Origin of the sequence: Kiloniella litopenaei (genome assembly GCF_000982415.1) — a bacterium.
Lineage (GTDB): Bacteria > Pseudomonadota > Alphaproteobacteria > Kiloniellales > Kiloniellaceae > Kiloniella > Kiloniella litopenaei.
Genome location: NZ_LANI01000024.1, coordinates 37,033 through 62,930 on the forward strand (window position 1 = coordinate 37,033; position 25,898 = coordinate 62,930).

Sequence of the window (25,898 nt, forward strand, 5' to 3'; positions counted from 1 at the left end):
TTTTTGCGGAACGTATCAGTAATCTGCTGATAAAAATTTAAAAAAAAGCAGGAGTTTAATCTGCCAATGTCTGCTGCGGAATCCTCAACAAAATCTGCGGCTGCGTTCCGGACTATTAGCGAAGTATCTGGCGATTTGAATGTACCACAGCATGTGCTGCGGTTCTGGGAAACGAAGTTCCCACAGGTAAAGCCATTGAAACGCGCAGGACGCAGACGGTATTACCGCCCGGAAGATTTAAAAATACTACGTCAGATTAGAGATCTTCTCTACAAAGACGGGTATACAATTAAAGGCGTTCAAAAGCTCTTCAAAGAAGGCGCCTTTAAAGCGAAAAATTCTTTGGATACACAAAAAGTCAGCGATCAGGTAACAAAACCAGATGCAGATCCTTTAGAAAACATGCCCAAAGAAGCTCTTGATCAGAAGGAGCAAAAGCCCCTGACAGAGCAATTTTCGGGCCTCACTTTGGATCACCAACAAGAAATCCTGAACGAGTTAAAATCTATTCGCTCTCTTCTGGACTAATTTTTCATTTTTTTCTGACAAGGCCATTGCCTTGCACTTTTTGCGAATGTATATAGTGCCCAGAAATATTCTTAAACATTATATGCTTAGGTTTACTCTATCGGAGTATAGCGCAGTCTGGTAGCGCACTTGGCTGGGGGCCAAGGGGTCGCAGGTTCGAATCCTGCTACTCCGACCAAAACACGAAACCTCTGATCTATTTTGCAGATCAGAGGTTTTTTATTTCAATATCGGTATATGAATTCAATAGCTTATCAGGCTGGTATTATTGTTCGACTATGATAATCTTGGCCCGTATAATCAGAAGCTTGGGGGATAGATCGGTATGAATACCGGAACCAACGAAATCAAAACAGTTCTGGAAGTTAAAAGCCTGAACAAAAGCTTTAATGGTCTTAAAGCACTTGATAACGTGAGCTTCAAAACGCAATTGGGGGAAACCCTTGTTATCATCGGCCCGTCAGGTAGTGGAAAGACTCTCCTACTTAAAACCATGCTTGGTATAATACTTCAAGATTCTGGTGATATCTTTATTGATGGCCTTCCCAAAGAAAAGGTTCAGGAAACCGCACCGAATTTCCTGGATCGGTTTGGTATGCTCTTTCAACAATCCGCACTTTTTGATTCGATGACCGTCTGGGAGAACATAGGGTTTAAAGACCTAAAAAAACCAGATGCAGACAAAAATATCATCAAAAAGGAAGTAATAAAGCTGTTAGACAAAGTTGGTTTGGGGCCAGAAGTTGCAGATTTATACCCATCTGAACTATCCGGCGGAATGCAAAAACGGGTTGGTTTAGCCCGTGCATTTTCTGGAGACCCGGAATTTTTGCTCCTTGATGAACCTACTGCTGGCCTTGACCCAATTATGAGTAATTCAATTAGCCAGCTCATAAAGCAACAAACAAAAGAACACAAGACAACATCAATTGTAATTAGCAGTGATTTAGAATCTGCGCGGAAAATCTCTAATAATATTATGATGTTACATCAAGGGGCCATCGTGTGGCATGGACCGGCTTCTAAGCTGGAAGAGACAGAAAACCCATTTATCAGACAGTTTATTCACAAGTCCGCAAAAGGTCCCATCGCAGTTTTAACTGAATAATGTTCTATGTTGATAAAGAAAACTATACGGAAATTGACGAGAAAAAATCTCGCTTTATTTCCTATCTCATGCCCATTTCTTCTTTTGAAAATCGTTTAAACGAATTACGCGAAGAATATAAGAAAGCCAATCATCATGTTTGGGCTTTCAGAAGATTCAATCAATATGATCAAGTTGAAGAGGGATCGAGTGATGACGGAGAGCCAGCGGGAACTTCTGGTCCACCTACGCTTAAAGTCCTTCAGGGAAATTCTTTAATTAATACAGCCGTTATTACCGTTCGTTTTTTTGGGGGAACAAAACTGGGGACAGGTGGCTTGGTTCGGGCCTATAGTGAAAGTGTGAAACAGGTTATCCAAAACGCCACCCCCAAAGCCTATGTTAAGCTACAACAACAAACACTTTCGTTGCCTTTCAAGTCTATTTCCCATGCAGAATATCTCTGTGATCAAATTGGCATTAAGATTATTCATAAAGACTTTGGTGCTGACGGGGCAACTTTTCAAATAGAAGGGATAGAAGAGAAAATATCTATGTTATTGGAGCAACTTAATCTTCGATAATAGTATTCTGCACAGCAGACATTGCTTTTAATGACTTGGCCAGCGCAAGCAGTTCATTTCTGGCCAGCATCAGAGCCTCTTTATCCTTGGAAGAAAGGTTGTGTTGGGTTAACCGATACTGATAGATGCGATGTGCCTGTTTTGTCAAAACAGCCCACTTGCTATTTGGGTCATCCACCAAAGACAAATGCTTGGGCTGATCACGTTTAAGTGCAGCCGCAATATCTGTCGCGTTTTTTATGGCCCCCTGATGCATTAAGCTTGTCCCTGTACCTAAAGCTTCTTCATCTGCGTGGAATTTGGTTAACAGTCTCTTACTACAATTTAACTAAAATTGCTACTATAAAGCCCTTTATTTAAAGATTTGTATTACAGACCTGAAAATGATTAAAAGCCCCCTCTTACAAGAAGGGGCGATATTTAAGGAATATTGTTTAATTAACTATAGAAGTTAACGTCTCTCTAGTGAGGTTTTTGATCAGGAGCTAAAGGGGCCGGATTCAAATTTCCAAGTTCCTTGGCCTGGTCTATAATCGGAATCAAATCAGACATAATTGTATCAAACAATTGTTCGAAACTGTTAATGACATAATAGATCGGTTGATAAATATCTATGCGGTAGTTTGTTCTAAAGATATTCAAAGGATCAAATTCCATAATGGTTGGTTCATGGCTATCCATACAATAAACAGCTTCGCCGGATGATGATGCCAAGCCTGCACCATATATGCGATTTCCTTTGTCGGTCTTGATCAAACCAAATTCTACTGTAAACCAGAAAAGCCGCTGTAATGGCCACATATATTGTTTTTCGACAGAGAGAGCGAGCTTACCATATTCCTGCACATAATCTGCAAAAGACCGGTTGGTTAACATTGGGCAATGCCCATATATTTCATGGAAAATATCTGGCTCTTTTATGTAATCGAAATCCTCTCTTAAGCGAATAAATGTTGCGGCCGGAAACCGTCTGTTTGCCAATATTGCAAAAAAATCTTTGGGAGGAATGACAGCCGGAACAGATTCAACGCCAAACCCGGTAGCATCAAACAATCGTGCACTGATTTCTTTCAGTTGAGGAACCCTATGGTTATTGAGGCCCAAAAGATCCCTTCCTTTGATAAATTCATCACAAACCCGCCCCTCCAGAATTTGATTCTGTCGCGTGATTAAATCTCTCCAAATTTCATTCTCTGATCGGGTGTAGTGATATAAACCTTTAGAATCCGGTGTTTTCGATTCATAAGTCGAGCCTTGGTGTCCCATTTTTTACCTCATTAATAAATCCCTGTTTTATTTGCTTATTTTATCTTAAAAAATGGGGTATTATATTCTAATAAGTCTCTTTAATTAACTTTTGAAACTACTTTTATTCAACAATAATCAATATTTTAAAATGATTGACCTTGATGTTCTTGATGTAAAAATACTTAGTCTTTTGCAAAAAGATGCATCTCTCTCCACGGCTGAGATTGCTGCTGCCGTCGGTCTATCCCAGTCGCCTTGTTGGCGACGTATAAAACGTTTTAGGGATGAGGGACTAATCCGAAAGGAAGTATGTTTACTGGATCCTAAAGTTGCAGGTCTGGGCGTAACGGTATTTGCGACAGTAACGTTGGTTCAGCACAGCGAAGAACAAGTCAGGCAATTTGAAGATATTGTTGATCGTCGTCCAGAGATAATGGAATGCTACACCATTACGGGAAATCGGGATTACCTCTTGCGAATTGTGGCAAAGGATATTGAAGCTTATGACCGCATGCTCACTGAACAGTTTTTACACTTACCGATTATTAATTCTGTAAATTCTCGTTTTGCTCTGCGTAATGTAAAATATTCTACTGAACTGCCTATTTAAAATCAGAAATTATAAAGTTATTTTTCTCTCGATCTAACTGAACATAAATGACCAAAATCAAGTCAAGATATACGCTTGTCCAATAAACTAATCCTATCACGGATAAGTAAGTATTTTATGGTTTATCGCTTTATCAGCGTTCACGAGAAAATTATATGTTTTCATTTCAAAATACCAATTTTATTAACAAAAAATCCTATAAACAGAGACATAATTTCGACGTCATAAATTTTTTAATAATTACCAAAAATTTCCTCTCTTCATTTTGGAAAAAAGAAGCTTACCGATCTCACCCTGCTGAATTTATTTTGTATTTCCTGACTATTAGTGGATTGTTTTTATGGGATAAATTTGACTTATCCTGGAGCTTCCAACGCACAACTTTGACAATGCATATTTTAGTGTCATTAGTGCTTTTTCCTGTATTTGTTTTACCATTTTGGCTTGCTCATCGAAACGTGTTTTCAAAATCTCCAAAAATATTTTTACGAAGAACTGGTCGTCTTATCGAGTTTGGATTGATTGCCTTAACTTTAAGCGGCCTCTATTTATTTCTGTTGGGTAATCGTGGCGATTTTGCAGGCCAAATTGCCTATTGGACACACTTGTTATTGACCTTACCCCTTTTATTACTGGTCATACGTCATGCAATGCGTTGGTCTATTGTCAAAAACGTGAAATGGATGATCATTTTTTGTTTGGCATTATTGACATTAATCGGCTCTTCTTTTGCTGCGACCGAGAGCACTTCGCTAATCACTGGGGATAATGGTTCTAAACTTTTTAGTGCCAATTATGACGCAGGTTCCGTTTCTTGGATTGATAAAAAAACTGGTGAACGCGTCGGTGAGATTGAAATTGGCGGCGATTTAAGACGCATAGCAATGGGCCAAAACAACACGATTGCAGTTACTGATTACTCAGGTAAACGTTTGGTTTTGATTAACTGGCGTACAGCTAAGATAATAAAATCGTTTGATCTTGGGCTGCGCCCTTTCGGTGTTGTTTATGACAGAAAAAACAATGTCTTTTGGGTAACATTATTCGAAGCACACGAATTGGTTGCCGTGCATCCGGAAAAAGGTATTGTCCATACAGCTAAAACAAGAGATACGCCCCGTGGTCTCGCCTTACTCTCTGATAATCGGTTAATCGTAACTCATTCTCTGATCGGTGAGGTTTCAATCTACGATGCGCAATCAATTCCTCCTCTTCACTTAAACACAATCAAATTACACAAAAGTCAGGAACAAAACGAATTTCTTTCCCAAGGAGTTCCTCGTGTATTAGACGATATTGCCGTTAGTCCAGACGAAACAGAGGCTTGGTTGCCGCATGTATTATGGAACTTTGATCATCTATTTCAGTTTCAATCGACCATTTTCCCCGCGATCTCCCTTTTAGATCTGCGCCCGGGTCATGAACAAGAATTAATAGAACGTCGAAAACATCTATTCCAACAAATCAACTTAAAAAGTCCTACTCAGAAACGTTTTGATGGCTCTCCAAAGACACTCATCATGTCCAATCCACATGATGCGGCATTTTCGGACGATGGAAGTAAAGTCTATATTACAATGGCCGCGAGCGAGGATCTTCTGGTTTTTAACCTCTCAGGTCGAGACCCAATCGACAAGACTGATACTGAAATTAATGATGCCAAAGCGTCTGAGATTGTCAGACACCTTCCAGGGGCTAATCCCCGTGCATTGGTTGTCGACGACAAAAGAATTTTTATTCAGAATGCCATGAGTCTGGATATTACGCTCTTAAAAGAGAATAGAGCAGGGCCTGTGGTGCAAAAAGCAGTCTTTGCCCGTACTGTAAGCAAAGATCCTCTTGATCCGAGTTTACGGCGGGGGAAAACACTATTTCATAGTGCTAATACTGACCGATATCCCAATGCACCAATGTCCGGTGATTTTTGGATGAGTTGTCAGTCTTGCCACGTTGACGGTTTTAATTTTACGAACGGATATTTATACGATGATACCCCCATTGATAAATACCGCTATGCAAGAATTGGCCATGGCAATCTTTCCAAGATGATTGCTGGAGATTTTATTGGTGATTATCTACGCATAATTCAAGATACACAAGGCGGCATGGGACATGACGGCGAGGGTGTTGCAGAGCTAATAGACCCCGACGCCCCCTCAGATGAAGTAGTTGAGATGATGCTTGATCTGCATGAATATATTTCTTCTCGTGAAAATTTGCCATTTGTATCCAGTTGGTTACGACTAGATAACGAAAATCAGTCAGTTCATGAAAGTGAGTGGGTTAATTCAGCCACCTGTGCATCATGTCATACTGAAATGTTCGATCAGTGGGCTGATAGCCTGCATCGATTAATGGGTGAGTCAAATCCCTATTATATGGTTATGGAAGATGTCGCGGCTGCCACTGAGGGTGAGAATTTCAGGCAATGGTGCATGGGGTGCCATAGTCCTCAAGGTCTTCTTTCCGGCCAAACAGCAACAATGGGCCCAGGTCATATGTTCGAACAAGGTGGTTCATCACTCTTCGAAGCATTAGAACGTGACGAGCCTGATTTGGATGAAGGAACAGGATGTTTGTTCTGTCATCGTATTTCAAGTGTAGAAAATTCAATGAGTTCTAGTGCAGGAGGCAATGCAAGTCTAACGGTTAACTTGTCTGATCGGAAAACATATGTCTTCGAAAATAGCACGAACAACACTCTGAGCTTCTTAGGCAATCATGCGATAAATGCAAAGCCAAGTACTCATGCAAATTCTTATAGCCAAAGCTTTTATGCAGATTCAAAATTATGTAGTTCTTGCCATAATGAATTTGCCCCTGGTAGTGGATCGATAATCGTAAATACATTTGGAGAGTGGGAAAAATCATCTTTTAATAGACCTGATAATCCTGAAGAACATCGATCTTGCATCGATTGTCATATGCATGGTGATATTCAGCGTATAGGCCAAGACATCCCGGGCACCTCAACAGATGGAGGGAGGGTAAAACCTAATGTTGTCACTCATCAGTTCACAGGGGCTAACTACCATTTAGTCGGATTGCGAAACTCAAAACTAGAACAAATGAGTATTGAGCTTTTGCAAACGGCAGCAACCTTAAAGACAGACCTTACCGAAGACGGTAAATTAAACATACGAATAAAAAATATAGGCGCCGGTCACGCACTTCCAACTGGCGTTGCTGATTTTCGACAAATATGGCTTGATCTGAGTGTCTATTCTGCTGATGGCCGTGTGATATTAGAGAGCGGTAAGGTTGATGATAAAGGCTTCGTTGATCCTAATGCTAGATTCTTCCGTAAAGTCTTTGGTGATAAATATGGGAACCCTGTCGGCCTTAGATTTTGGCGTTATGAAAAAATGTTGGAAGATACAAAAATTCCAGCTGATGGCTTTCGAGATGAAGTATTTGATCTGCCAGATGATATACAGTTTCCTATTCAGGCTAACGTTAAACTTATGTTCCGGACTTACCCACAATTTGTAACTAATCTGGTACGCGAACAATATCCGGCACTTCCTGCCCCCAAGACCGTTTTAATGACCGAAGAGTCAGTTGTTTTGAACAAACTGAATTATAAAAATCAGAAATGAGGAAGCATGTATCAGCACTTTTTCAGGATTCTTTCGATAACCTGTCTATGGTATCGAAATTTTATATTAACTTTTATCATCGGTTTAGGAGTTATGTTCACGAGTAATCTCGTACATGCTGAAAACCATAGCATTGACCAAGTCATTGACCTCAATGCATTAACACCAGAGGAAATTTATCGATTTGATCCAAATTATTTATGGATAGAACCTGGCGATACTATCAGTTTTTTGAACTCCACTGGGAACCATACAGTAACGTCTATTAACGGGATGTGGCCCAAAGGTGCTCCGCTTGTAAAAATTGAACATAAATCAGTCGCAAATGTTACCTTTGATATTCCCGGGATCTATGGATTTAAATGTAAGGTTCATGGTCGACATGGGATGTATGCGTTGATTGTCGTTGGGTCACCTGATTCGAACATTAACGATCTTGAATTTTCAAACATTGGTAAGCTAGGGCGTAAAGTATTTGAAAATTTATTAGAAAGAATGAGAAAGGAAATGGCTAAGCGTTAATAATGAAACCCCTTTTTAATCTATATTTTGAAATATGCTTCCTATTATAATACCCGCTATAAACCTCAAATGGCATTATCTGAGTCAGGGTTAACTATTTTTATAAGGACCAAAATGCAAATCCGCAAAGAAGAGATCAAAGACCGCGCACAAGTTTTACAGGTCATACACGATGCCTTTGGTCAATGGGATGAATGCGATCTTGTTAAACAGCTATATCTCGATAACGATGTTCTTTTTGGATTGGTTGCAGAAGAAGAAGGAACGATTATAGGTCACATACTCTTTAGCCCAATGGAAATAGGCTCGCCTGACATACAGATTAGAACTGCGAGTCTGGCACCACTTGCTGTTTCGCCAGATCACCAAGGTAAAGGGATAGGAAAGCAGCTTATCGAGCAAGGAATACAAACCTGCAGAGATATCGAAGACCTCTCGGGTATTATTGTTCTTGGTGAACCTGCGTATTATTCAAAGTTTGGCTTTCAAAGTTCTTTAACAAATCACCTTGAAGCGCCCTTTTCGGGTGAGGCGTTTATGGGATTGGAATTTAGAAAAAACATATTCCCTAAAGGTGGAAAAGTGACCTATCCCCAGGCATTTGGCCTATGAGTTTAAGAGAAAATTTATCCTCGACTAACAACATTTTGGAAATGATTTATTCAGCTTTTCCTGGCTAGTACTTTTCAAATCATAATCTGAATCATCCAGAACGATATAGGCCTTTTTGCTTACATCAGATTTATTTTGATTTAAAACATTATCTTCCACCGTTTCATCATCAAAAACAGCTCTGTAGGCAGCACCTTCAAGATCATCATACTGCCCTGTGCGCAAAGACCACAAAAAAGCGATAAGCCCCAACAAGCCAAGAAGTAGGGCGATTGGAATAAGAAATGTAAGAGCTGTCATTTGCTATGCTCCTTTTCAGAAAGTCTAAGCCGTAAAGCGTTTAGGGTAACAACAACTGATGATCCCGACATCGCCAGGGATGCAATCAAAGGCGTCACATATCCACTCATGGCAAGAGGAACAGCAATCATATTGTACACGATTGCCAACCCAAAATTTTGAAAAATTAAATCACGCGCTTTTTTCGCAATCGTGATTGCCTCTATAATTGGTTTCAGCTTATTACCCTGAAAAATAAAATCAGCCGTTGTCTGACTGATATCAGAAGCCGTCGCCGGAGATGCGGAAACAAAAGCACGCGCCAATGCGGGGGCATCATTCAGACCGTCACCAACCATCAAAACCTTATGTGAATTATCGGATAAACCATCCAAATATAAGATTTTATCCTTAGGGTTCGCCTCGGCAGTCCATTTACTGATAGACAGTTGTTCTGCCGCCTGTTTAACCGCTCTTTTTCTATCACCAGAGAGTATTTCTACAGATTTAAGTGTCTTTTGCGCATAACCCACAGCGCTATGTGCATCATCTTTCAGCTGATCTTCAAAAGTAAAACGAACCTCTTTGCCAGAACTATCCGTTAGCCAAAGCTCACTTACTGTGTCATTCATCATATCATCGTTATCTGTAATACCGCACCAGCTTCGATTGCCGATACGAACTCTATTTTCATTAAGATAACATTCAAGTCCTTGGCCCGGTTCTTCATGTACCTTATCCAACGGTACAACAGGCCTATCCATTGCAGCAACCAAGGCTTTTGACAAAGGGTGCTTGCTAGACAAGGCAAGCGAGGCTGCTAAGGATAAATCTTCGCTTGAAATACTGTCCTTGTTGGTCAATACAGGTTGTCCCTTTGTTAGGGTACCGGTTTTATCAAAGACGACAACATCTGCATCTGCCAATCGTTCCAGCCCATCCGCAGCTTTTACCAAAATACCTCTGCGTAATAACAAGCCGCTAGCGACGACCTGAACTGTTGGTACTGCAAGCCCTAACGCACAGGGGCACGTAATAATCAGCACTGCGATTGCATTCATTAATGCAAAGTGCCATCCGTTATCACCAAGTGCCCACCATCCAATAAATGTTAGCGCAGAAAGTATATGCACAACCGGCGCGTAAATCTGAGCGGCTCGATCAGCAAGCCGAACATATTTTGCGCGACCTTGTTCAGCTGTTTCCATCAATTTTACAATTTCGGAAAGTAGTGTTTGATCGTCCTGTGCCGTTACTTCGACCTCAATAGGCGTGGAAATGTTCAGCGTACCAGCAAATACATCGTTCCCGACGGACACTTTCTGGGGAAGGGATTCACCCGTGATTAAAGAGCTATCAATTTCAGTAGTTCCATTGATCACGGTTCCGTCGACGGGAATTTTCTCTCCAACAGCAATGGCAACCTTCATACCTGGTTCAACGGCCTCTACAGGTAATGATGCGTGTGTCCCGTCATCTTTAATGATCGTTGCAGCAATAGCCCTAAGCGATAATAGATTCTGGGCTGCAGATTGTGCTTTGCTTCGCATACGGCGATCTAGGTAACGACCAATAAGCAGAAAGAACAGCAACATAACTGATGCATCAAAATAGGCATGTTGTGCGCTTTGCAGGGTTTCCGCAACGCTCATCCCCACAGCCAAAAGAACAGCAAGGGAAATAGGAACATCCATATTCAAACTGCGTGTTTTCAAAGCTGCAATTGCTGACCGGAAAAACGGCTGTCCAGAATAGGCAACTGTTGGCAAAGCAATAAGACCTGATATCCAATGCAACAGATCACGGGTTGCCGGCCCCATATCATCAGCACCTGACCATACAGCAACAGATAAAAGCATAACATTCGCAGCCGCAAATCCGGCGACACCCATCGCTTTTAAAAGTACTTTGTCTTCTTTTTCACTCGCATTACTCATAAGTGCGGGATTGTAAGGTGTCGGCGGAAAATCTAAATCGTCAAGCTTCCGAACAATTGCAGTTGCGGATGTTTTGGTCGCATCCCATAAAACATAAAGCCTTTTGGTTGATAGATTTACCCGTGCTGTTTCAATGCCATCCATTTTGTTGAGGTTTCCCTCAATCAGGCGGATACAGGAAGGACAATGAATTGTATCAACAATCAAATGAAGCTGTGAAAGTCCTGCATCGTTCTTATAGACATAAGCCGTGGGATCAATACTGGCCGACACCTCCTTAGGAGTTTTTATCTCCACAGGTTCTTCATGATTTTGATTTTTGAGATCAGAACAACACTTTGACATGATTAAGTTACTTTACAAAAAAACGCTTTTCTAACTGAAAAGGAGTTCCATCTGGAGCAGTTGCAGAAAGACTGACATGCCATTGCCCTTTGAGGGGAAGATCGACAACCGCCCCGTATTGGCCATAACTGCTTTCAGCCAGAACAAGTGTCTGATCGTATCCTTGAAGGGTGGGTCTGCCAATTTTTACCGTCACATCAAAACCTGACAAATACTGGTTGTTTTGGTCTTGTAATGTAAAAGAAACAAGCTTTTGCGTACCTTGTGGCAAAAGTTCCAGAGAGCTTTGCCAATTTAACTCTCTCTGTAACTTGGCGGCCTCAATCGTTTGATTATAATTCAGACCGTCAACATAGGCATTTTCCTTGGATAGTCCGGTCCATGTATTTGTCGCAAAATAAACAAATGCCATATTCATCCCGATGATAACGCCAAAAAAGGACAAGATAGAAACCAGGAAATGTTTTCCAGTAAATTTCTTCTCTGTTTGCGGGGCAGGGGCCTTATTCATTACAGATACGCTTTCTACAATACTCATTTGTTCGGACCTATAAACACATTATCATTTGAAACACTATAACCCGTCTCTTTATTAGTAACAGTGATGGTGATGGGTTCTGATGATGTTTTCAGTTCTTGGGCGTCAACGGATAGAAAGAGATGCACACTTCTAAGGTTGTCTGATTTAACGTCAACAATCGGGGCCGGACCAACATTTTCAATGTCGTTTATTTTAATCTCGTTAAAATTAAGACCTGTAACAGTCACCAGGAACTGTTGCGGCGCACGCTCTTTGTTTAGGATTTTAACGGTATAACCATTACGAATACTGCCGTCAGATAACTTCACAAACAGTGGATTACGATCACGCAAGACGTTGAGATCCAGAGGAGATCGACTGGCAAGCAGATAGACCATAAAGGCACAAACCGCAAAAATTGCTACTGCATAAAGAATTGTTCTCATACGCAAGAGGCTAAACTTTTGTGGTACCCCTTTTAGTCTTCGGGCCATATTGGCATCGGTATCATAGCCGATCAAACCACGAGGTGTGCCCATCTTGTCCATAATGCCGTCACAGGCATCAATACAAAGCGCACAGTTAATACATTCCAGTTGAGCGCCATCACGGATATCAATACCCATCGGACAAACGACAACGCATTGCTTACAATCGATACAATCTCCAAAAGCCTTGTCGTCTTGTGTTTTTTTAGCGCGGCCTCTTGGTTCGCCTCGATCTTTTCGATAGGTAACCTGAAGGGAATCTTCATCCATCATTGCGGCCTGAATGCGCGGCCATGGACACATATAGATACAGACCTGTTCCCGTGATAACCCGCCAAGTGTATAGGTTGTAAAGGTCAACAACGCGACAAAGGTATAGGCCATCATATCGGCTTGTAGCGTAAAGAGTTCGACCAAAAGGGTTGGCGCATCAGCAAAGTAGAAAACCCATGCACCACCAGTTGCCATACCAATGATCAACCAGATGGTATGTTTAAGAGTGTACTTCCATACCTTTTCAAAATTCCACTTGTGACGGTGTAACTTTATGCGGGCATTACGATCACCCTCGACCCAACGTTCAACAGCGATAAACAAATCGGTCCAAACGGTTTGTGGACAGGCATAACCACACCAAACACGTCCGAAAAGACTGGTGAAGAAGAAGAGCACGAGGCCAGCAACTATAAGAATACCAGTAATGTAGTAAACTTCCTGAGGCCAGAGTTCGATAAAAAAGAAATAAAACCGATTGCCCGGAAAATCGATTAAAACGGCTTGATCCGGGGCACCGGGACCACGATCCCAGCGAATAAAAGGAACTAAATAATAGATAGAGAGCGTGATAATCATAATCAGCCATTTTAAACGGCGGAATTGACCAACTGCCCGTTTGGGAAATATAGGTTCACGTTTTTTATAAAGAGGACGGTTCTCTTTTTTGTTAACGGCCTCCACCTCAACAGTGGCTTCCTTAACGATCTGTTCCAGCTTGGTGCTCATCTCTACAGACGTTCTTTTCTGACGTTAAGTTGTTTTTTTATGATACGGGAGAGACAAAGCCCTCCCGTACCTCATCAGGCCTTCGTATTATTCACCACCACCAAGGGAGTGAACATAAATGCTCAAGGCTTTAATCGTCACAGGATCCAAACGGGCTTCCCATGTCGGCATGACACCCTTTCGTCCATAAGCGATAGACTGAACAACAGTTTCTTTATCACCGCCAAAGAGCCACAGCTTATCTGACAGATTAGGTGCACCCATTTCACGATTACCAACGCCGCCTGGGTTGTGACAGGCGACACAGTTATCTTCAAAGATTGGTGCTCCACGTTGAGCAGCTTCACTGTCAGTAGATGTGCCAGATAAAGACAAGACATATTCCGCAACATCAGATATTTCCTGTTTTTCCAGGATTTCATTTGTAAGAAATGCTGTCATATCATTAAATCTGGTTTCATCATGCGTGGAACGAATACCATAGTTAATGGTATAGTGGATGTCTTCGAGTGATCCGCCCCATAACCAATGGTCATCATTCAGGTTCGGGTAACCCTTGGCACCCTGAGCACCACTACCGTGACACCCGGCACAGTTATCGCCAAAAGCGGCCTGACCAGCAGCAAGAGCATACTGATTAAGGTTCGGATCTTTTGCGATATCCTCCAAACTGGATGCCACAATTTTTGCTTCGATATCTGCACGTCCAGCTTTCACTTCGGCCAGTTCGTTCATAACCGTTTGGCGTTGAGAATAACCCAACATTCCTTTGGTATAATCACTTATGCCCGGCCATGCTGGCATCGCAATCCAGTACCCAATGGACCAGATTACAGATGCGTACAGCACCCATAGCCACCAACGCGGAAGGGGGTTGTTCAGTTCTTCAATGCCATCCCACTCATGACCAGTGGTATCGACACCAGAGATCTCGTCTTTTCTTGGATTTCCTGCCATGACTAGTCATCCTCTAATGGAATTTGAGCGGCGTGATCAAATTTGCTTTTGTTTTTGGGCCAGAGCGCGTAAGCCACACCGCCCAAAAACATCACAACCAGATACACAAGCCCCCAAGTTTGCGAAAAAGTAGAAATGTCGTTGTATTCCATAACTATCTCCTTATCGCAGTTCCGGACCTTCAGCCTTGTAGGCTGAGAAATCCACGAGGGTGCCAAGCATTTGCAGGTAGGCAATCAAAGCATCCATCTCTGTAATAACTTTGGCATTATCATCGAAGTTACGAACCTGCGCTTTGGGGTAACGTGCAAGCAGTCCATCTGTATCACCGTCCGGATCAACCTGGGCACGCAAGTCCTCTTCAGCCAACTCGATCATCTCATCGGTATAGGGAACGCCAACCATGCGGTTTGCTTCCAAGTGCTCTTTGATATCGTTAAACCGAAGCGGAGCATCAAGAAGGAAAGGATAACCCGGCATTACTGACTCAGGAACAATTCCACGCGGGTTAACCAAGTGCTCTTTGTGCCATTCATCAGAATATTTCCCTCCAACGCGGGCTAAATCAGGACCTGTACGCTTGGACCCCCATTGGAAAGGGTGATCGTACATTGATTCAGCAGCAAGAGAGTAGGGACCATAACGCTCTACCTCATCACGTAAAGAACGGATCATTTGTGAATGGCAGTTATAGCAACCTTCACGGATGTAAATATTACGTCCGGCCAATTCCAGCGGAGAATAAGGACGCATGCCTTTTACTTTCTCGATTGTACTTTCAAGAAAGAAAAGTGGCGCAATTTCAATAAGACCTCCGATTGAGACAACAATCAGAATCCCGATCAGTAGTACGATTGAGTTTTTCTCAAATACGTCATGTTTAATCATGATCTTAAAACCTCCTTATTCTGCAGCTACTGGGCTTGGAACAGCTTCGGGAGCGAGTGAACGGCTTTCCGTTCTTACGTCTCCACGGGCTGTCCGCCATAGGTTATAAGCCATGATCAGAGAACCGATCACAAAGAAGGCCCCACCGATTGCACGGATCCAATAGAAAGGATTCATCGCTTCGACGGTTTCCACGAAAGAGTATTCCAGGAAGCCAAGATCATCATAGGCACGCCACATCAGACCCTGTAGAATACCGGATACCCACATGGATGTGATGTAAAGCAGAATACCAAAAGTAGAGATCCAAAAATGATAATTCACAAGCTTTAGAGAATAGAGCTGCGTTCTGTTCCAAAGCCATGGCACCAGACAGTAAAGAGCGCCAAAACTAACATAAGCAACCCATCCCAACGCACCGGAATGAACGTGTCCAACTGTCCAGTCAGTATAATGACTTAGAGAGTTCACAGCCTTAATCGACATAACTGGTCCCTCAAAGGTACTCATGCCATAGAAGGCAATGGATACAACCAGCATACGCAATACAGGATCGGTCCGCAGCTTATCCCAGGCACCGGACAAGGTCATCAGTCCGTTGATCATGCCCCCCCAGGATGGCATCCAGAGCATAATTGAAAAGGTCATTCCCAGTGTTTGTGCCCAATCAGGCAGCGCAGTGTAATGAAGGTGGTGAGGTCCAGCCCAGATATACATAAAGATCAAGGACCAGAAGTGAACGATTGAAAGACGATAGGAATAAACCGGACGGTTTGCTCGTTTGGGAACAAAATAGTACATAATCGCCAGGAAGCCCGCAGTCAGGAAGAAACCAACCGCATTATGCCCATACCACCATTGTGTCAGGGCATCTTGAACACCAGCAAACAGGATATAGCTTTTTGAGCTTGTCCATGAAACCGGAACGGTCAGGTTATTGACAATGTGCAGCAAAGCAATCGTGACAATAAAAGCTAAATAGAACCAGTTGGCCACATAGATATGTGGTTCGCGGCGTTTCCAAAGGGTTCCCAGGAACACGAGCAGATAAACAACCCAGACAATCGTCAACCAAATATCAGTATACCATTCTGGTTCGGCATATTCTTTACCCTGTGTTGCACCCATCAGGTAGCCGGTCGCGGCAACAACAATGAAAAGCTGATACCCCCAGAAGACAAACCATGAAGAGAAAACACCAGGCAAGCGGGCTTTACAGGTTCGCTGTACGACATAAAAAGATGTTGCCAAAAGAACGTTACCACCAAAAGCAAAAATTACGGCTGATGTATGAAGAGGGCGCAACCGACCAAAGTTGAAATAGGATGTATCAAAGTTCAAATCTGGATACGCCAATTGAAAGGCAATTGTATCACCAGCTACAAAACCAGCTATTCCCCAAAAGACCGAGGCGATAACCCCGGCTTTAATAACCTTTAGATCATATTCGATCGGAGCATCTGCTGGTTGAGTTGCAAGGCTTTCTGAATTATCAAAATAAGCCTTAATTATGCCAAAAATCCCTAGTAAGAATGCACCTGCAAAGATATATGCATGCACAGACATTACCGGATCTTCGGTTCGCGCGGCTGTTAGTGTGGCATAAAACGTACCAATCACCAGTGCCGCAGCTATTACCCATCCGTCGAGGGGCATTTTCGCTTTTGCGGTAGTTTCCCGAGTCATTCCTGAAGTCGCCTTTTATCATAAAAAACGTGATAACACCGTAAGATAGAACACCTTACGGCACCCCGTAACCTACCAATCAAGTACAAAAGAGCATTGATCTAGGTCAATGGTACGGGATGACGCACCCTCAAAGAACAAAACGTAAACTTTGTTTTACGGCTTAGTGTTGTGTGATTGAATTTTGGTTTATTTTTTTACAAAGCCTGACTGCGTCACAAACATACCCTTTATTGATTAGCTGGTTCGGTATGGACTTAGTATAACCATTTTCAGGAATAATTGTATTCCTAATATCAATTGTTAGGTGTATCGCTTGGCACTCGCGTTCCACTGCTTGACTTTCTAACCATTCCAACAGCGTTTCAGAAATATCATTGCGTCCTAATATATCCGCAGTTACATAGTTTGTTACATCCATAACCACTTGATGTGTAACATCTTCTACAACCTTGTAACAAAGGACGCCCATGTAATATCCCGCGGTATTTTTAACCGTAATGATACCACATTCCCTACTATCCCTGCCGGTGAAACTATGCACATAATCCATCCATTGATCAGTTGTAATATCACTTTTCAATGTTTGAATTAACGGCAATACTTGAACAGTGTTAGATTGGTTTAATGGTTTGATGGCAAATTGCACGGCTTTACGATCCACATATGACTTTGTTAAGGTTATTGAAGTCTCCTCGGAAAAATAAGTCTTTGATGTAGGTCAATATGACGCATAGAAATAATAAGCTGAATTAAATTGTTACGTGTCTCTTTGGCATTCTTATAGTAAGCTCAATATATTACATAAAAAATTGTCAGGAATAATAAACGAATGAGAAGTGGTTCACACTTTGCCCAGACGGTTTCTTCCAGCCCTTTGGTGAACTCACCCTGTGAAAAGTGCAATGTTGCAGGAATGAGCTTATGTCATGCTCTTTCCTGTGATGATTTGAAAAAATTATCGTCTATTTCAACGGGGATAGAAGTCGGTAAAGGAGTCACAATCATCAATGAAATGGACCCAGCAGATTTTTTGTTTAATGTGACTGGTGGTTCCATCAAACTTTACAAACTGCTTCCCGATGGGCGACGTCAAATAACCGGCTTTCTTTTTCCCGGTGACTTCCTTGGCATTGCCATGAACGATTGTTATGCCTATTCAGCAGAGGCCCTTGAAGATTGTAAACTTTGTAGATTTCCACGTGCCAAACTTGAAGAGTTATTAAAAGAAATTCCAGACTTGGAAAATCGTCTGCTCAATATGCTTTCTAACGAACTGGTTCTGGCTCAGGATCAAATGTTGCTGCTTGGCCGCAAAACAGCCATAGAAAAAGTTAGTAGCTTTCTTCTATCGCTTTCCAAACGTACAAAAGCAAAAACTGGATCTGGAAATGTTATATCCTTACCAATGGGACGTTCTGACATTGGTGATTATTTAGGACTAACAACTGAAACGGTTAGTCGAACGCTAACCAACCTTAAGAAAAAAGGTATTGTTTCCATTCCGACGAATGGTCAGTTGGAAATCAATGACCTTGAAGAGCTTACAGATCTGGCTGAAGGGATGGATTAATTACGTTTGAATCCAAGCAATATTATTTATTGATTTGGCATTCAAAAAGATTAATTCCCTCAGGTTTATTTTAACTACCATCCTGTGTTATTCCTGTAGTTATATGTAAATAATGATTTTAGTGGCTTTGGGAAAAGGGGCCTGTACGCTGCTACTGAGAGCAATCTCAGTGCGCGATTGGGCGCACTTCCCAAAGCGAGCCGCTTATCACGCAGCTTGTAAGTCGTGATCTGGAACCTGGCAATAGTGTTCCAGGAGGATGCATTTCACTATGCATCCTCGGCAGGCTTGCTTCTTCACCCAGCTTTTAACTTAATTGAACTTTCCTTCTTTTCTTCTGTGCCTTAATCTCTCTACCAGACAATTAATTTGGTAAGCTCTTAGTCAGAAATACTTACTGTTACAAAAAAATGGATATCTATAATGGCAAGCCCACAACTCAAGAATAAACTCGGCGATCACCACCCCGTTTTTGGATGTTGGATTGATATGTTTAGTCCAATTGCGACCGAGATTATTGCTCAGGCTGGGAATGACTGTCTGATGATCGATCTGGAACACGGTCCGGGTTCCATCATGGATGCCATCACACAGATGCAAGCGGCAAAAGCCTATGGTCCAAAAGTTTATGTTCGGGTTTCAAGTAATTCAAATGCAAAGATAAAACGGGTTCTGGATGCCGGCGCAGATGGCGTCATGATACCATCGGTTTCCACAAAAGAAGAAGCAGAATATGCAGTAGCTGCAGCTCATTATGCGCCAAAAGGTAAAAGAGGGGTCGCCTCAACGATTATAAGGGGCGCAGACTACGGGGTGAACTCTCAAGGTTACTTGAAAAACTTTAACGACCAGATGCTTTTAATTTGTCAGATAGAAGACGCCGAGGGTGTTGAAAATGCTGCGGAAATCGCAAACACAGATGGCGTTGATATGATTTTCATCGGCCCTTCGGATCTTTCTGCAGACCTTGGGTATCCGGGTGAAACAGATCATCCCGCTGTTCTTGAATCTATTTATAAAGTTGAGCAAATTGTAAAAGAAGCCGGAAAATTACTTGGTGGGCTCCCAACGCCAAATAGAAACGCAGAATCACTCTTTAAATCTGGATACGACATGGTTCTGGATGGCAGTGATATTGGTTTTGTCGTAAAAGGAGCCAGAGAAAAAGTTGCTCAACTAAAATCAACCCTTGGTATTTAAGTTTTCAAATAAAACTGATTATAACTTAATAGGCATGCAATATTGTTTTTTGCGTTTAAAAGCCTCACAGGCTTTATTGGCATCTGACTTATTGCCAAAACCTACGCCCAATACCCTATAGAATGTGCCTTTTCCTGTGATTTTGATGGACTTGAGTTTAAGAGATAGTCCACTCGTTTCTTTGGGAAAGGCATTTCTTAAATCGGTCCACTCTTTTTCTGCATTCTGTTTACTTTTATTCGAAGACAGGTGAACCGCATAGTTTCCTGATGCCTTAATAACAGGGGGCTGAGCTATTTTTTCTGCGTTCTTGAGTGGGGCTGGGTTAATTTTTGGGGCCTCCTTGCTATTATCACTTGCCGAAAGCTCTGTTTTCTCGATTTGATCATTACTATTTTTTACAGATGAATCGTCACTTTCAGCAAGGGAATCAAGGGCTTTTTTGGTCGAGTTCGCAGCTTGTTTTGATCCTTTTTTAATATCTTCCCAAAGATCAACTCCCCATCCCTTTGTATCGTCATACACACTTTCACAGCCCCCCAATGTCAAAGATAAACATAAGGCCAGAACAGGTGTATAGAAATAACGTGAAATTGGCATGTGCGAGCACCAAATAAGGTTGGATATAGATTACATCCAACCTTAGATAATATATATTTATAAAAAGATAATTAATTCCAAGACTTAAGAATTTAAATTATCTATTATTTCTTTTCCTTGGGATGATGCTTTTCAATAAAGTCATTAATCACAACGGAAACACTTTCGCGCCATTTACGACCATTAAAAATACCGTAATGCCCGACACCCGCCTCAACGTGGTTTTTATGTTTATTTTTTGCAAGCGACGAGCACATTTCATGTGCAGCCTCTGTTTGTCCCGGTGCTGAAATATCGTCCAATTCACCCTCTACAGTAAGAAGCGCAGTCTTTTTAATTTTAGAGGGATCAACCAGTTGTCCTTTCCAGGTCATCGTGCCATTGGGCAGGCTTCTTTCCTGAAAGATGTGTTGAATTGTATCAAGGTAAAATTCGGCGGTTACATCCATCACCGAAAGGTATTCATCATAAAACTTTTTATGACTCTCTGCTGAATCCCCGTCTCCTTTAATCAGGTTGTTGAAATGCTGCATATGGGCATCAACATGGCGCATGGAGTTCATGGATATAAAGGCAGCCAGTTGCAGAAAGCCGGGATAAACACGGCGCCCGGAACCTTCGTATTGAAGAGGAACCGTTGCAGTTAAGTTATCCTTGAACCATGAAAGGGATTTACTGTCTGCCAATTTGGTTACTTCTGTCTCTGCCGCCCCAGGATCAATGGGCCCGCCCATCAAGGTCATTGTGCTTGGCTGTGCCGGATCATCATTCGCGGCCAGAATTGAAACAGCGGCAAGAACCAGTGGGGCAGGTTGACATACGGCAATAACATGTAGGTCAGGACCAAGCAGTTTTATATAATCAATCAGATATTCGATATATTCATCCAGCCCGAACTCACCATCCGATACAGGCACTTTGCTGGCATCTGTCCAGTCCGTGACATAAACTTCATGGTGCTCGACCAGGGTCTTTACAGTCCCACGAAGCAAAGTCGCAAAGTGCCCCGACATCGGGGACACGAGCAGAATTTTTTTTGGTGATTTTGCCAGATCACATTTAAACCTGATAAGGTCCCCAAAAGGTCTGTGATCAATCCTGGCGAGATCAATAGGGTGGATACCATCTTCACGATGAATAGCCTGAAAACCCCATTCCGGTTTTCCCCGGTGTCGAATAACGCCTTCGATAACGTCAGCACTCGCCGCCATTATTTTTCCCATGTAGGTTTGGGAAAGAGGAAACAGAGGATTGTTGAAATAGGTTTTCGTTAGCTGTGTCATGGCGCGCATTGGTCCCAACGCAGCGCTTTGCATATCAAAGTATGTATATAACACGTCATCTACCCCTAACAAATGAAGCAGCTTTATCGAACCAACTGCTAATTATGACCTTCTATTCAAATGAAAAATCGCCAAATGAAACCGTAATCAATTTCTGCGCGATGATCATCAGTCGGGTCTAATTCATCAAAACCACATTATTGTGCGCCGCACAATTAAGTCAAAAGCTAAGCGTCTTTGACCAAACAGTCAATGATTGTCTGGCTTTTCATAGATGTTTCATAAACGCGCCAACTACGAAAATCTATGCAGGTAAAAGTAAAGAACCTGAAGTAAAAGTTGTGGGAGAGGGGATTAACGTGAGGCAGAGGAGCAAAAATCTCTACCCCTTTTTGTAAGTTTGCAAACAATCCAGTCGGGCTTTAGGGCATTGCTGAACCACGGTTCTGCCCACCCATGGTCAATACAGGCACGAATAAGACGAGTATCATAATGCTGACCATGCTCATCAAAAAGGGGGAGTTTACCTCCTGCTTGATCAAGGCCGCGTTTAAGCCACTTAAGCTGTTTTGAATTTGGTTTTTTGGATTGCTTTTTCTTCTCGGGCATAATCGCAATTCTACCACAAGACGGATGGAATTGCCAAAGGTCTTACGAGCCTGACTTAAGCACCGAGTGAAACAGAGGTGTTTCCTTTGGGTTGTAAAAGACGCTTGACGATTTCTCTGTACTCGACGTCCCAAACCAGACGATCAAGATCAATATCGTCATTCTTGTCGACCTGAGGTGAAATGAACATGTTTGCTGACATTGACATTTTGGCCCGCATATCTGTGCGATGTATTCTATTAAAGTTTCCCATGACTCTAATATAAGGGAAAAAACAAAGCCGTGGTGGGGCAAAAAAGTGGTAAGAATGTGAACAGGATGGATGATGAAACGTCAACATGGTAAGATATGGCCGTACTATTATTAAAAAACAATACCTTACCATGGTTAATTAACGTTAATATCTATATCACATTAAGCTCTTTAACGGGCGTTTTATTGATAATTCTTTCCATGCCAAAGATAGAAAGATCCAGACTCTGATATTTTCCATAGACAATCAGTTCTGATAACGCGCGACCTATTGCCGGTGCCTGTTGCAGACCATGCCCGCTAAAGCCGTTGGCAAAGTACAGATTGTCAACATCCGGGTGCGTTCCCAGTATGACATTTTGATCCAACAGGTTGTATGCATAATGTCCGGCCCATGCATTGATTTGTTTGATAGATTCAAAGGCCGTTACCCGATTGGCAAGGGTGGGCCAGATGTGTTCGTCAAAAAGATTGTAATCCACATCATAGTCAAAACACTCGGGATCATGACCGTCCAAGGGCGAGGTTCCACAAATAAAGTGTTCCCCCTCTGGCCTGAAATAAACCCCGTTGGTATCTACGACAAGTGGGCTGTTGGCTATCTCTTCACGGCAATTAAAGACAAAAACACATCGCTTGCGACTTTCAACGGGAATATCAATGCCAGCCATAGCAGCAATACACGACGCCATAGGTCCCGCAGCATTAATAAAATAATCGCCAGAGATTTTTTCAACAGAAGCACTTTCAGGCGTTTTCAATTCAGCCGCGACAATCTTACTGCCGAATTTCTTGTTGCCGGATTTTTCAAAGCCTGTGACTTCGCCGTCTTTATATATAATACCAAGTTTTTTGTTCTTGGCTCTGAACAGTTGCAACAGGCTATAGGCATCAAACCATCCTTCACCGGAAAGCCCCAAAGACCCTAGCGCAAGATCATCACAGTTCATCCAGGGAAACAGCTCTTTTAAGAGGGCAGGGGTAAGAAGCGAGATATCAGCCCCGAGTTCATTTTGTATCTGATTGTTATAATGAAGTGTCTCCTGTCCCTTATCACTGGCGAGAAGCAAATACCCCCTTTCCTGTAATCCTATATCCAGTGCATTTGCGGGCTGTTGCTCTGTGTTTAATGCCAGATATTCAGAGAGGTTACGCAGGAACTCAATACCAAAGAGGGATATATTGATATTTTCAGGTGTTGAAAATTGCTGCCGAATTGACGCTGCGGACAAAGTTGTTGATGATCCTTGATAGCTGCTGTCTTTTTCAATGACGGTAATCTTCCCATTAAATGTCGTATCACTTGCCAGAAAGAAAGCTGCGGCACTGCCGATAATACCTCCACCGACAATCACGACATCTGATGTCTTGGTCATACATACTCCATATTTAATATTATATACGAAGCAGCATCTTTACGTGTCGTTCTTACGCAGACAACCGATTTGTTTCTTTTACTGAAAAAAAAGCATAAAATTATGGGGTAATATAATACCTTAATTTTAAGTAATTGTTTTTTATGATAAAATAAAATTCATGTTGAATATTTTTGTTTGACAGGGGGTATTCACTGTATTAGAACCCACCCACGCAAGAGCACAGATGTGTGTCTTGCCCCCTATGACAACAGTATGCAATGGCTCTGTTAAATGAAAACTTATTCTGCTAAACCCGCAGATATTGAGAAAAAGTGGTTCGTGATCGACGCTGAAGGCGTTGTTCTCGGTCGCTTGGCTGTTGAAGTCGCCAATATCCTGCGCGGTAAAAACAAAGTAACATACACACCACACATGGATTGTGGTGACAATGTTATCATCATCAATGCCGAGAAAGTCGCCCTTACAGGTAACAAACTCGCTGACAAAAAGTACTACTGGCATACTGGCCACCCTGGCGGTATCAAAGAACGTACAGCTGGTCAGATCCTTGACGGTCGCTTCCCTGAGCGTGTTGTTCAAAAAGCTATCGAACGTATGGTTCCAAAAGGTCCTCTCGGTCGTCAGCAAATGCGCAATCTTCGTGTTGTTGTTGGTCCTGACCACAATCATGAAGCTCAGCAGCCAGAAGTTCTGGATTTTGCTTCTAAAAACACCAAGAACAAGAGGAGCCAGTAACAATGGCTGAAGAAACCCTCAACTCTTTGAGTGATCTTGGCGGTGCCGCACCTGCAGTCGAAGACACAAGCGCAGTTGTTGCCGAGCCAAAACTGGACGCACAAGGTCGTGCTTATGCTACTGGTAAGCGTAAAGACGCGATTGCACGCGTATGGATCAAGCCAGGTACTGGTAAAATCACCGTAAACGGTCGTGAACAGGAAGTTTACTTCGCACGTCCGGTTCTGCGCATGATGATCGCACAGCCTTTCGAGACTGTTGAGCGCACTGGTCAGTTCGACGTTGTTTGCACAGTTAAAGGCGGTGGTCTTTCTGGTCAAGCTGGTGCCGTTCGTCACGGTATCTCAAAAGCTCTTACTTACTTCGAGCCAGGTCTTCGTCCTGCGCTTAAAGCACGCGGCTTCCTTACACGTGATGCCCGTGTTGTTGAACGTAAGAAATACGGTAAGGCGAAAGCCCGTCGTAGCTTCCAGTTCTCCAAGCGTTAAGCTTCGAAGAACAGAAGTTCAGAAATTCGAAAAGGGCTGCCAATTTTGGCGGCCCTTTTTGTGTTTGAACACTAACCCTTCTTCAGTCTTTTTGCGTGGTAAATACTGTCTCTATGCAAAAAGTAAATATAGGGCGACCGCAGCTAATCCTGTTCCCATAAATATATTGAACAGACGCAGGTGCTTTTCCGTTTGTATCAAAACTTTGGCTTGTCTTCCAACAACGGCCCAGGCGCCAACGCCAATAAAGCAAATCACAAAATAAAGACCACAAAAAAGGAAAAGGCTCGAAGGATCACCCTTTGTTGTGAAAGCCGTTACGCCTGAAATAGAGGCAATCCATGCTTTAGGATTTAAAATGTTGAGCAACATGCCCTGATAAAACCCGGGTTCTGTGCCTTCCTCGAGAGAAACAGTGCCTTTTGCAAACGCGATTTTATAGGCCATATAGAGCATAAACGCGGCACCGACATAGCCAATCGCCTTCATAAACTGGGGAAACAAGGTTGTCAGTTCTGCCGCGCCCAAGCCAATGGCAAAGAGCAAGAGGGTAAAACCAATTGTGGCTCCGGCAACAAAGGGAATGGTTCGGTAAATCCCATGGTTCAGCCCCGAAGTCATGGTAATAGCATTCACAGGTCCCGGTGAAATCGACATGGTCAGGGCATAGGTGCACATCGCGATAATAATAGACATAAGCTTATAATACTCCTTAGTTCAGAGACTATACCCCTGTCATGAACGGCGCACTATATGTTACGGTTTGATTTAACTATTCGATATTTTTATGTAATAAAAAATTTAAACACTTTGCTCAACTAGGGTATTTTCAGGACAATATCATCACCACTGACTGGCAATCTGCTTTGACAAGCCAAAGTAATCGC

At 42.4% G+C, this 25,898-nt stretch carries 28 protein-coding genes and 1 tRNA gene; 12 read left to right on the forward strand and 17 right to left on the reverse strand.

The window, feature by feature from the left end; translation table 11 throughout:
• Positions 1–66 precede the first annotated feature (66 nt).
• The 4 genes from WH95_RS15965 to WH95_RS15980 all read left to right on the forward strand — a co-directional run bounded on the left by WH95_RS15965 (position 67) and on the right by WH95_RS15980 (position 2,199).
• A complete protein-coding gene (locus WH95_RS15965) occupies positions 67–528 on the forward strand; it encodes a MerR family transcriptional regulator (RefSeq protein WP_046509140.1) in 462 nt (153 codons plus the stop codon).
• 101 nt (positions 529–629) lie between these two features.
• Positions 630–706, forward strand: a tRNA-Pro gene (locus tag WH95_RS15970).
• A 234-nt stretch (positions 707–940) separates the two neighbouring features.
• Positions 941–1,636 (forward strand): ABC transporter ATP-binding protein, encoded by a 696-nt coding sequence (locus WH95_RS15975; RefSeq protein WP_218044515.1) that lies wholly within the window; start codon positions 941–943, stop codon positions 1,634–1,636.
• The gene (locus tag WH95_RS15980; protein ID WP_046509144.1) at positions 1,636–2,199 is read left to right on the forward strand and encodes an IMPACT family protein; all 564 of its coding nucleotides are present in this window, start codon (positions 1,636–1,638) and stop codon (positions 2,197–2,199) included. The genes WH95_RS15975 and WH95_RS15980 overlap by 1 nt, the downstream gene beginning before the upstream one ends.
• On the opposite strand, the gene WH95_RS15985 is transcribed toward WH95_RS15980, so the two are convergent.
• Together WH95_RS15985 and phhA are read right to left on the reverse strand one after the other, a co-directional pair.
• Positions 2,186–2,455 carry a hypothetical protein gene (locus WH95_RS15985; RefSeq protein ID WP_046509146.1) on the reverse strand — a complete coding sequence of 90 codons (270 nt, stop codon included), beginning with the start codon at positions 2,453–2,455 and terminating at the stop codon, positions 2,186–2,188. The two genes, WH95_RS15980 and WH95_RS15985, sit on opposite strands and share 14 nt — an antisense overlap.
• 206 nt (positions 2,456–2,661) lie before the next feature.
• The gene (gene phhA, locus WH95_RS15990; protein WP_046509147.1) at positions 2,662–3,465 is read right to left on the reverse strand and encodes a phenylalanine 4-monooxygenase; all 804 of its coding nucleotides are present in this window, start codon (positions 3,463–3,465) and stop codon (positions 2,662–2,664) included.
• Between the two features lie 130 nt (positions 3,466–3,595).
• Here phhA and WH95_RS15995 point away from each other — a divergent pair, with 130 nt between their 5' ends.
• The 4 genes from WH95_RS15995 (at position 3,596) to WH95_RS16010 (ending at position 8,790) form a co-directional block, all read left to right on the forward strand.
• A complete protein-coding gene (locus tag WH95_RS15995) occupies positions 3,596–4,057 on the forward strand; it encodes an Lrp/AsnC family transcriptional regulator (RefSeq protein WP_046509149.1) in 462 nt (153 codons plus the stop codon).
• Positions 4,058–4,212: 155 nt separating this feature from the next.
• Complete coding sequence (locus WH95_RS16000; protein WP_113772040.1) at positions 4,213–7,656, forward strand: YncE family protein; 3,444 nt, start codon at positions 4,213–4,215, stop codon at positions 7,654–7,656.
• A gap of 93 nt (positions 7,657–7,749) precedes the next feature.
• On the forward strand, positions 7,750–8,178 hold the full coding sequence (locus WH95_RS16005) for a plastocyanin/azurin family copper-binding protein (RefSeq protein WP_046509236.1): 429 nt from the start codon (positions 7,750–7,752) through the stop codon (positions 8,176–8,178).
• 69 nt (positions 8,179–8,247) lie between these two features.
• Complete coding sequence (locus WH95_RS16010) at positions 8,248–8,790, forward strand: GNAT family N-acetyltransferase (RefSeq protein ID WP_082114194.1); 543 nt, start codon at positions 8,248–8,250, stop codon at positions 8,788–8,790.
• A gap of 24 nt (positions 8,791–8,814) precedes the next feature.
• On the opposite strand, the gene ccoS is transcribed toward WH95_RS16010, so the two are convergent.
• The 9 genes from ccoS to WH95_RS16055 form a co-directional block, all read right to left on the reverse strand.
• On the reverse strand, positions 8,815–9,090 hold the full coding sequence (ccoS, locus tag WH95_RS21870) for a cbb3-type cytochrome oxidase assembly protein CcoS (protein ID WP_046509155.1): 276 nt from the start codon (positions 9,088–9,090) through the stop codon (positions 8,815–8,817).
• Entirely contained in the window at positions 9,087–11,351 is a 2,265-nt protein-coding gene (locus WH95_RS16020; protein WP_082114195.1) for a cation-translocating P-type ATPase, read from the reverse strand. Before WH95_RS16020 ends, ccoS begins: the two co-directional genes overlap by 4 nt.
• Positions 11,352–11,358: 7 nt before the next feature.
• On the reverse strand, positions 11,359–11,862 hold the full coding sequence (locus WH95_RS20735) for a FixH family protein (RefSeq protein WP_157845986.1): 504 nt from the start codon (positions 11,860–11,862) through the stop codon (positions 11,359–11,361).
• Between the two features lie 23 nt (positions 11,863–11,885).
• Positions 11,886–13,361 carry a cytochrome c oxidase accessory protein CcoG gene (ccoG, locus tag WH95_RS16030; RefSeq protein WP_046509156.1) on the reverse strand — a complete coding sequence of 492 codons (1,476 nt, stop codon included), beginning with the start codon at positions 13,359–13,361 and terminating at the stop codon, positions 11,886–11,888.
• An 87-nt stretch (positions 13,362–13,448) separates the two neighbouring features.
• Complete coding sequence (ccoP, locus tag WH95_RS16035) at positions 13,449–14,318, reverse strand: cytochrome-c oxidase, cbb3-type subunit III (RefSeq protein ID WP_046509159.1); 870 nt, start codon at positions 14,316–14,318, stop codon at positions 13,449–13,451.
• Positions 14,319–14,320: 2 nt separating this feature from the next.
• Positions 14,321–14,470: a cbb3-type cytochrome oxidase subunit 3 gene (locus WH95_RS16040; protein ID WP_046509161.1), complete on the reverse strand. Its 150-nt coding sequence runs from the start codon at positions 14,468–14,470 to the stop codon at positions 14,321–14,323.
• A 10-nt stretch (positions 14,471–14,480) separates the two neighbouring features.
• Positions 14,481–15,206, reverse strand: coding sequence for a cytochrome-c oxidase, cbb3-type subunit II (gene ccoO / locus WH95_RS16045; protein ID WP_046509164.1), 726 nt, complete (start codon positions 15,204–15,206; stop codon positions 14,481–14,483).
• Between the two features lie 15 nt (positions 15,207–15,221).
• Positions 15,222–16,892: a cytochrome-c oxidase, cbb3-type subunit I gene (gene ccoN / locus WH95_RS16050; RefSeq protein WP_113772041.1), complete on the reverse strand. Its 1,671-nt coding sequence runs from the start codon at positions 16,890–16,892 to the stop codon at positions 15,222–15,224.
• Between the two features lie 163 nt (positions 16,893–17,055).
• Positions 17,056–17,556: a hypothetical protein gene (locus WH95_RS16055; protein ID WP_046509165.1), complete on the reverse strand. Its 501-nt coding sequence runs from the start codon at positions 17,554–17,556 to the stop codon at positions 17,056–17,058.
• Between the two features lie 168 nt (positions 17,557–17,724).
• Here WH95_RS16055 and WH95_RS16060 point away from each other — a divergent pair, with 168 nt between their 5' ends.
• Both WH95_RS16060 and WH95_RS16065 read left to right on the forward strand, forming a co-directional pair.
• Complete coding sequence (locus WH95_RS16060) at positions 17,725–18,465, forward strand: Crp/Fnr family transcriptional regulator (RefSeq protein ID WP_046509167.1); 741 nt, start codon at positions 17,725–17,727, stop codon at positions 18,463–18,465.
• 423 nt (positions 18,466–18,888) lie between these two features.
• Complete coding sequence (locus WH95_RS16065) at positions 18,889–19,665, forward strand: HpcH/HpaI aldolase family protein (RefSeq protein WP_052742085.1); 777 nt, start codon at positions 18,889–18,891, stop codon at positions 19,663–19,665.
• Positions 19,666–19,683: 18 nt separating this feature from the next.
• Here WH95_RS16065 and WH95_RS16070 read toward each other — a convergent pair whose 3' ends face one another.
• From WH95_RS16070 to WH95_RS16085, 5 genes are all read right to left on the reverse strand, one after another.
• Positions 19,684–20,265, reverse strand: a complete 582-nt coding sequence (locus WH95_RS16070) for an SPOR domain-containing protein (protein ID WP_046509169.1) — start codon at positions 20,263–20,265, stop codon at positions 19,684–19,686.
• 104 nt (positions 20,266–20,369) lie between these two features.
• Positions 20,370–21,602, reverse strand: coding sequence for a polyhydroxyalkanoate depolymerase (locus WH95_RS16075; protein WP_046509172.1), 1,233 nt, complete (start codon positions 21,600–21,602; stop codon positions 20,370–20,372).
• 300 nt (positions 21,603–21,902) lie between these two features.
• Entirely contained in the window at positions 21,903–22,157 is a 255-nt protein-coding gene (locus WH95_RS16080) for a hypothetical protein (protein WP_046509173.1), read from the reverse strand.
• A 55-nt stretch (positions 22,158–22,212) separates the two neighbouring features.
• Positions 22,213–22,359, reverse strand: coding sequence for a hypothetical protein (locus WH95_RS21310; protein ID WP_157845988.1), 147 nt, complete (start codon positions 22,357–22,359; stop codon positions 22,213–22,215).
• A 202-nt stretch (positions 22,360–22,561) separates the two neighbouring features.
• Positions 22,562–23,785: an NAD(P)/FAD-dependent oxidoreductase gene (locus WH95_RS16085; protein WP_046509176.1), complete on the reverse strand. Its 1,224-nt coding sequence runs from the start codon at positions 23,783–23,785 to the stop codon at positions 22,562–22,564.
• 273 nt (positions 23,786–24,058) lie between these two features.
• Here WH95_RS16085 and rplM point away from each other — a divergent pair, with 273 nt between their 5' ends.
• Both rplM and rpsI read left to right on the forward strand, forming a co-directional pair.
• On the forward strand, positions 24,059–24,523 hold the full coding sequence (gene rplM, locus WH95_RS16090) for a 50S ribosomal protein L13 (RefSeq protein ID WP_046509179.1): 465 nt from the start codon (positions 24,059–24,061) through the stop codon (positions 24,521–24,523).
• Positions 24,524–24,525: 2 nt separating this feature from the next.
• Positions 24,526–25,011 carry a 30S ribosomal protein S9 gene (gene rpsI / locus WH95_RS16095; RefSeq protein WP_046509181.1) on the forward strand — a complete coding sequence of 162 codons (486 nt, stop codon included), beginning with the start codon at positions 24,526–24,528 and terminating at the stop codon, positions 25,009–25,011.
• Positions 25,012–25,122: 111 nt separating this feature from the next.
• On the opposite strand, the gene WH95_RS16100 is transcribed toward rpsI, so the two are convergent.
• Positions 25,123–25,707, reverse strand: a complete 585-nt coding sequence (locus WH95_RS16100) for a LysE family translocator (RefSeq protein WP_046509183.1) — start codon at positions 25,705–25,707, stop codon at positions 25,123–25,125.
• Between the last annotated feature and the right edge of the window lie 191 nt (positions 25,708–25,898).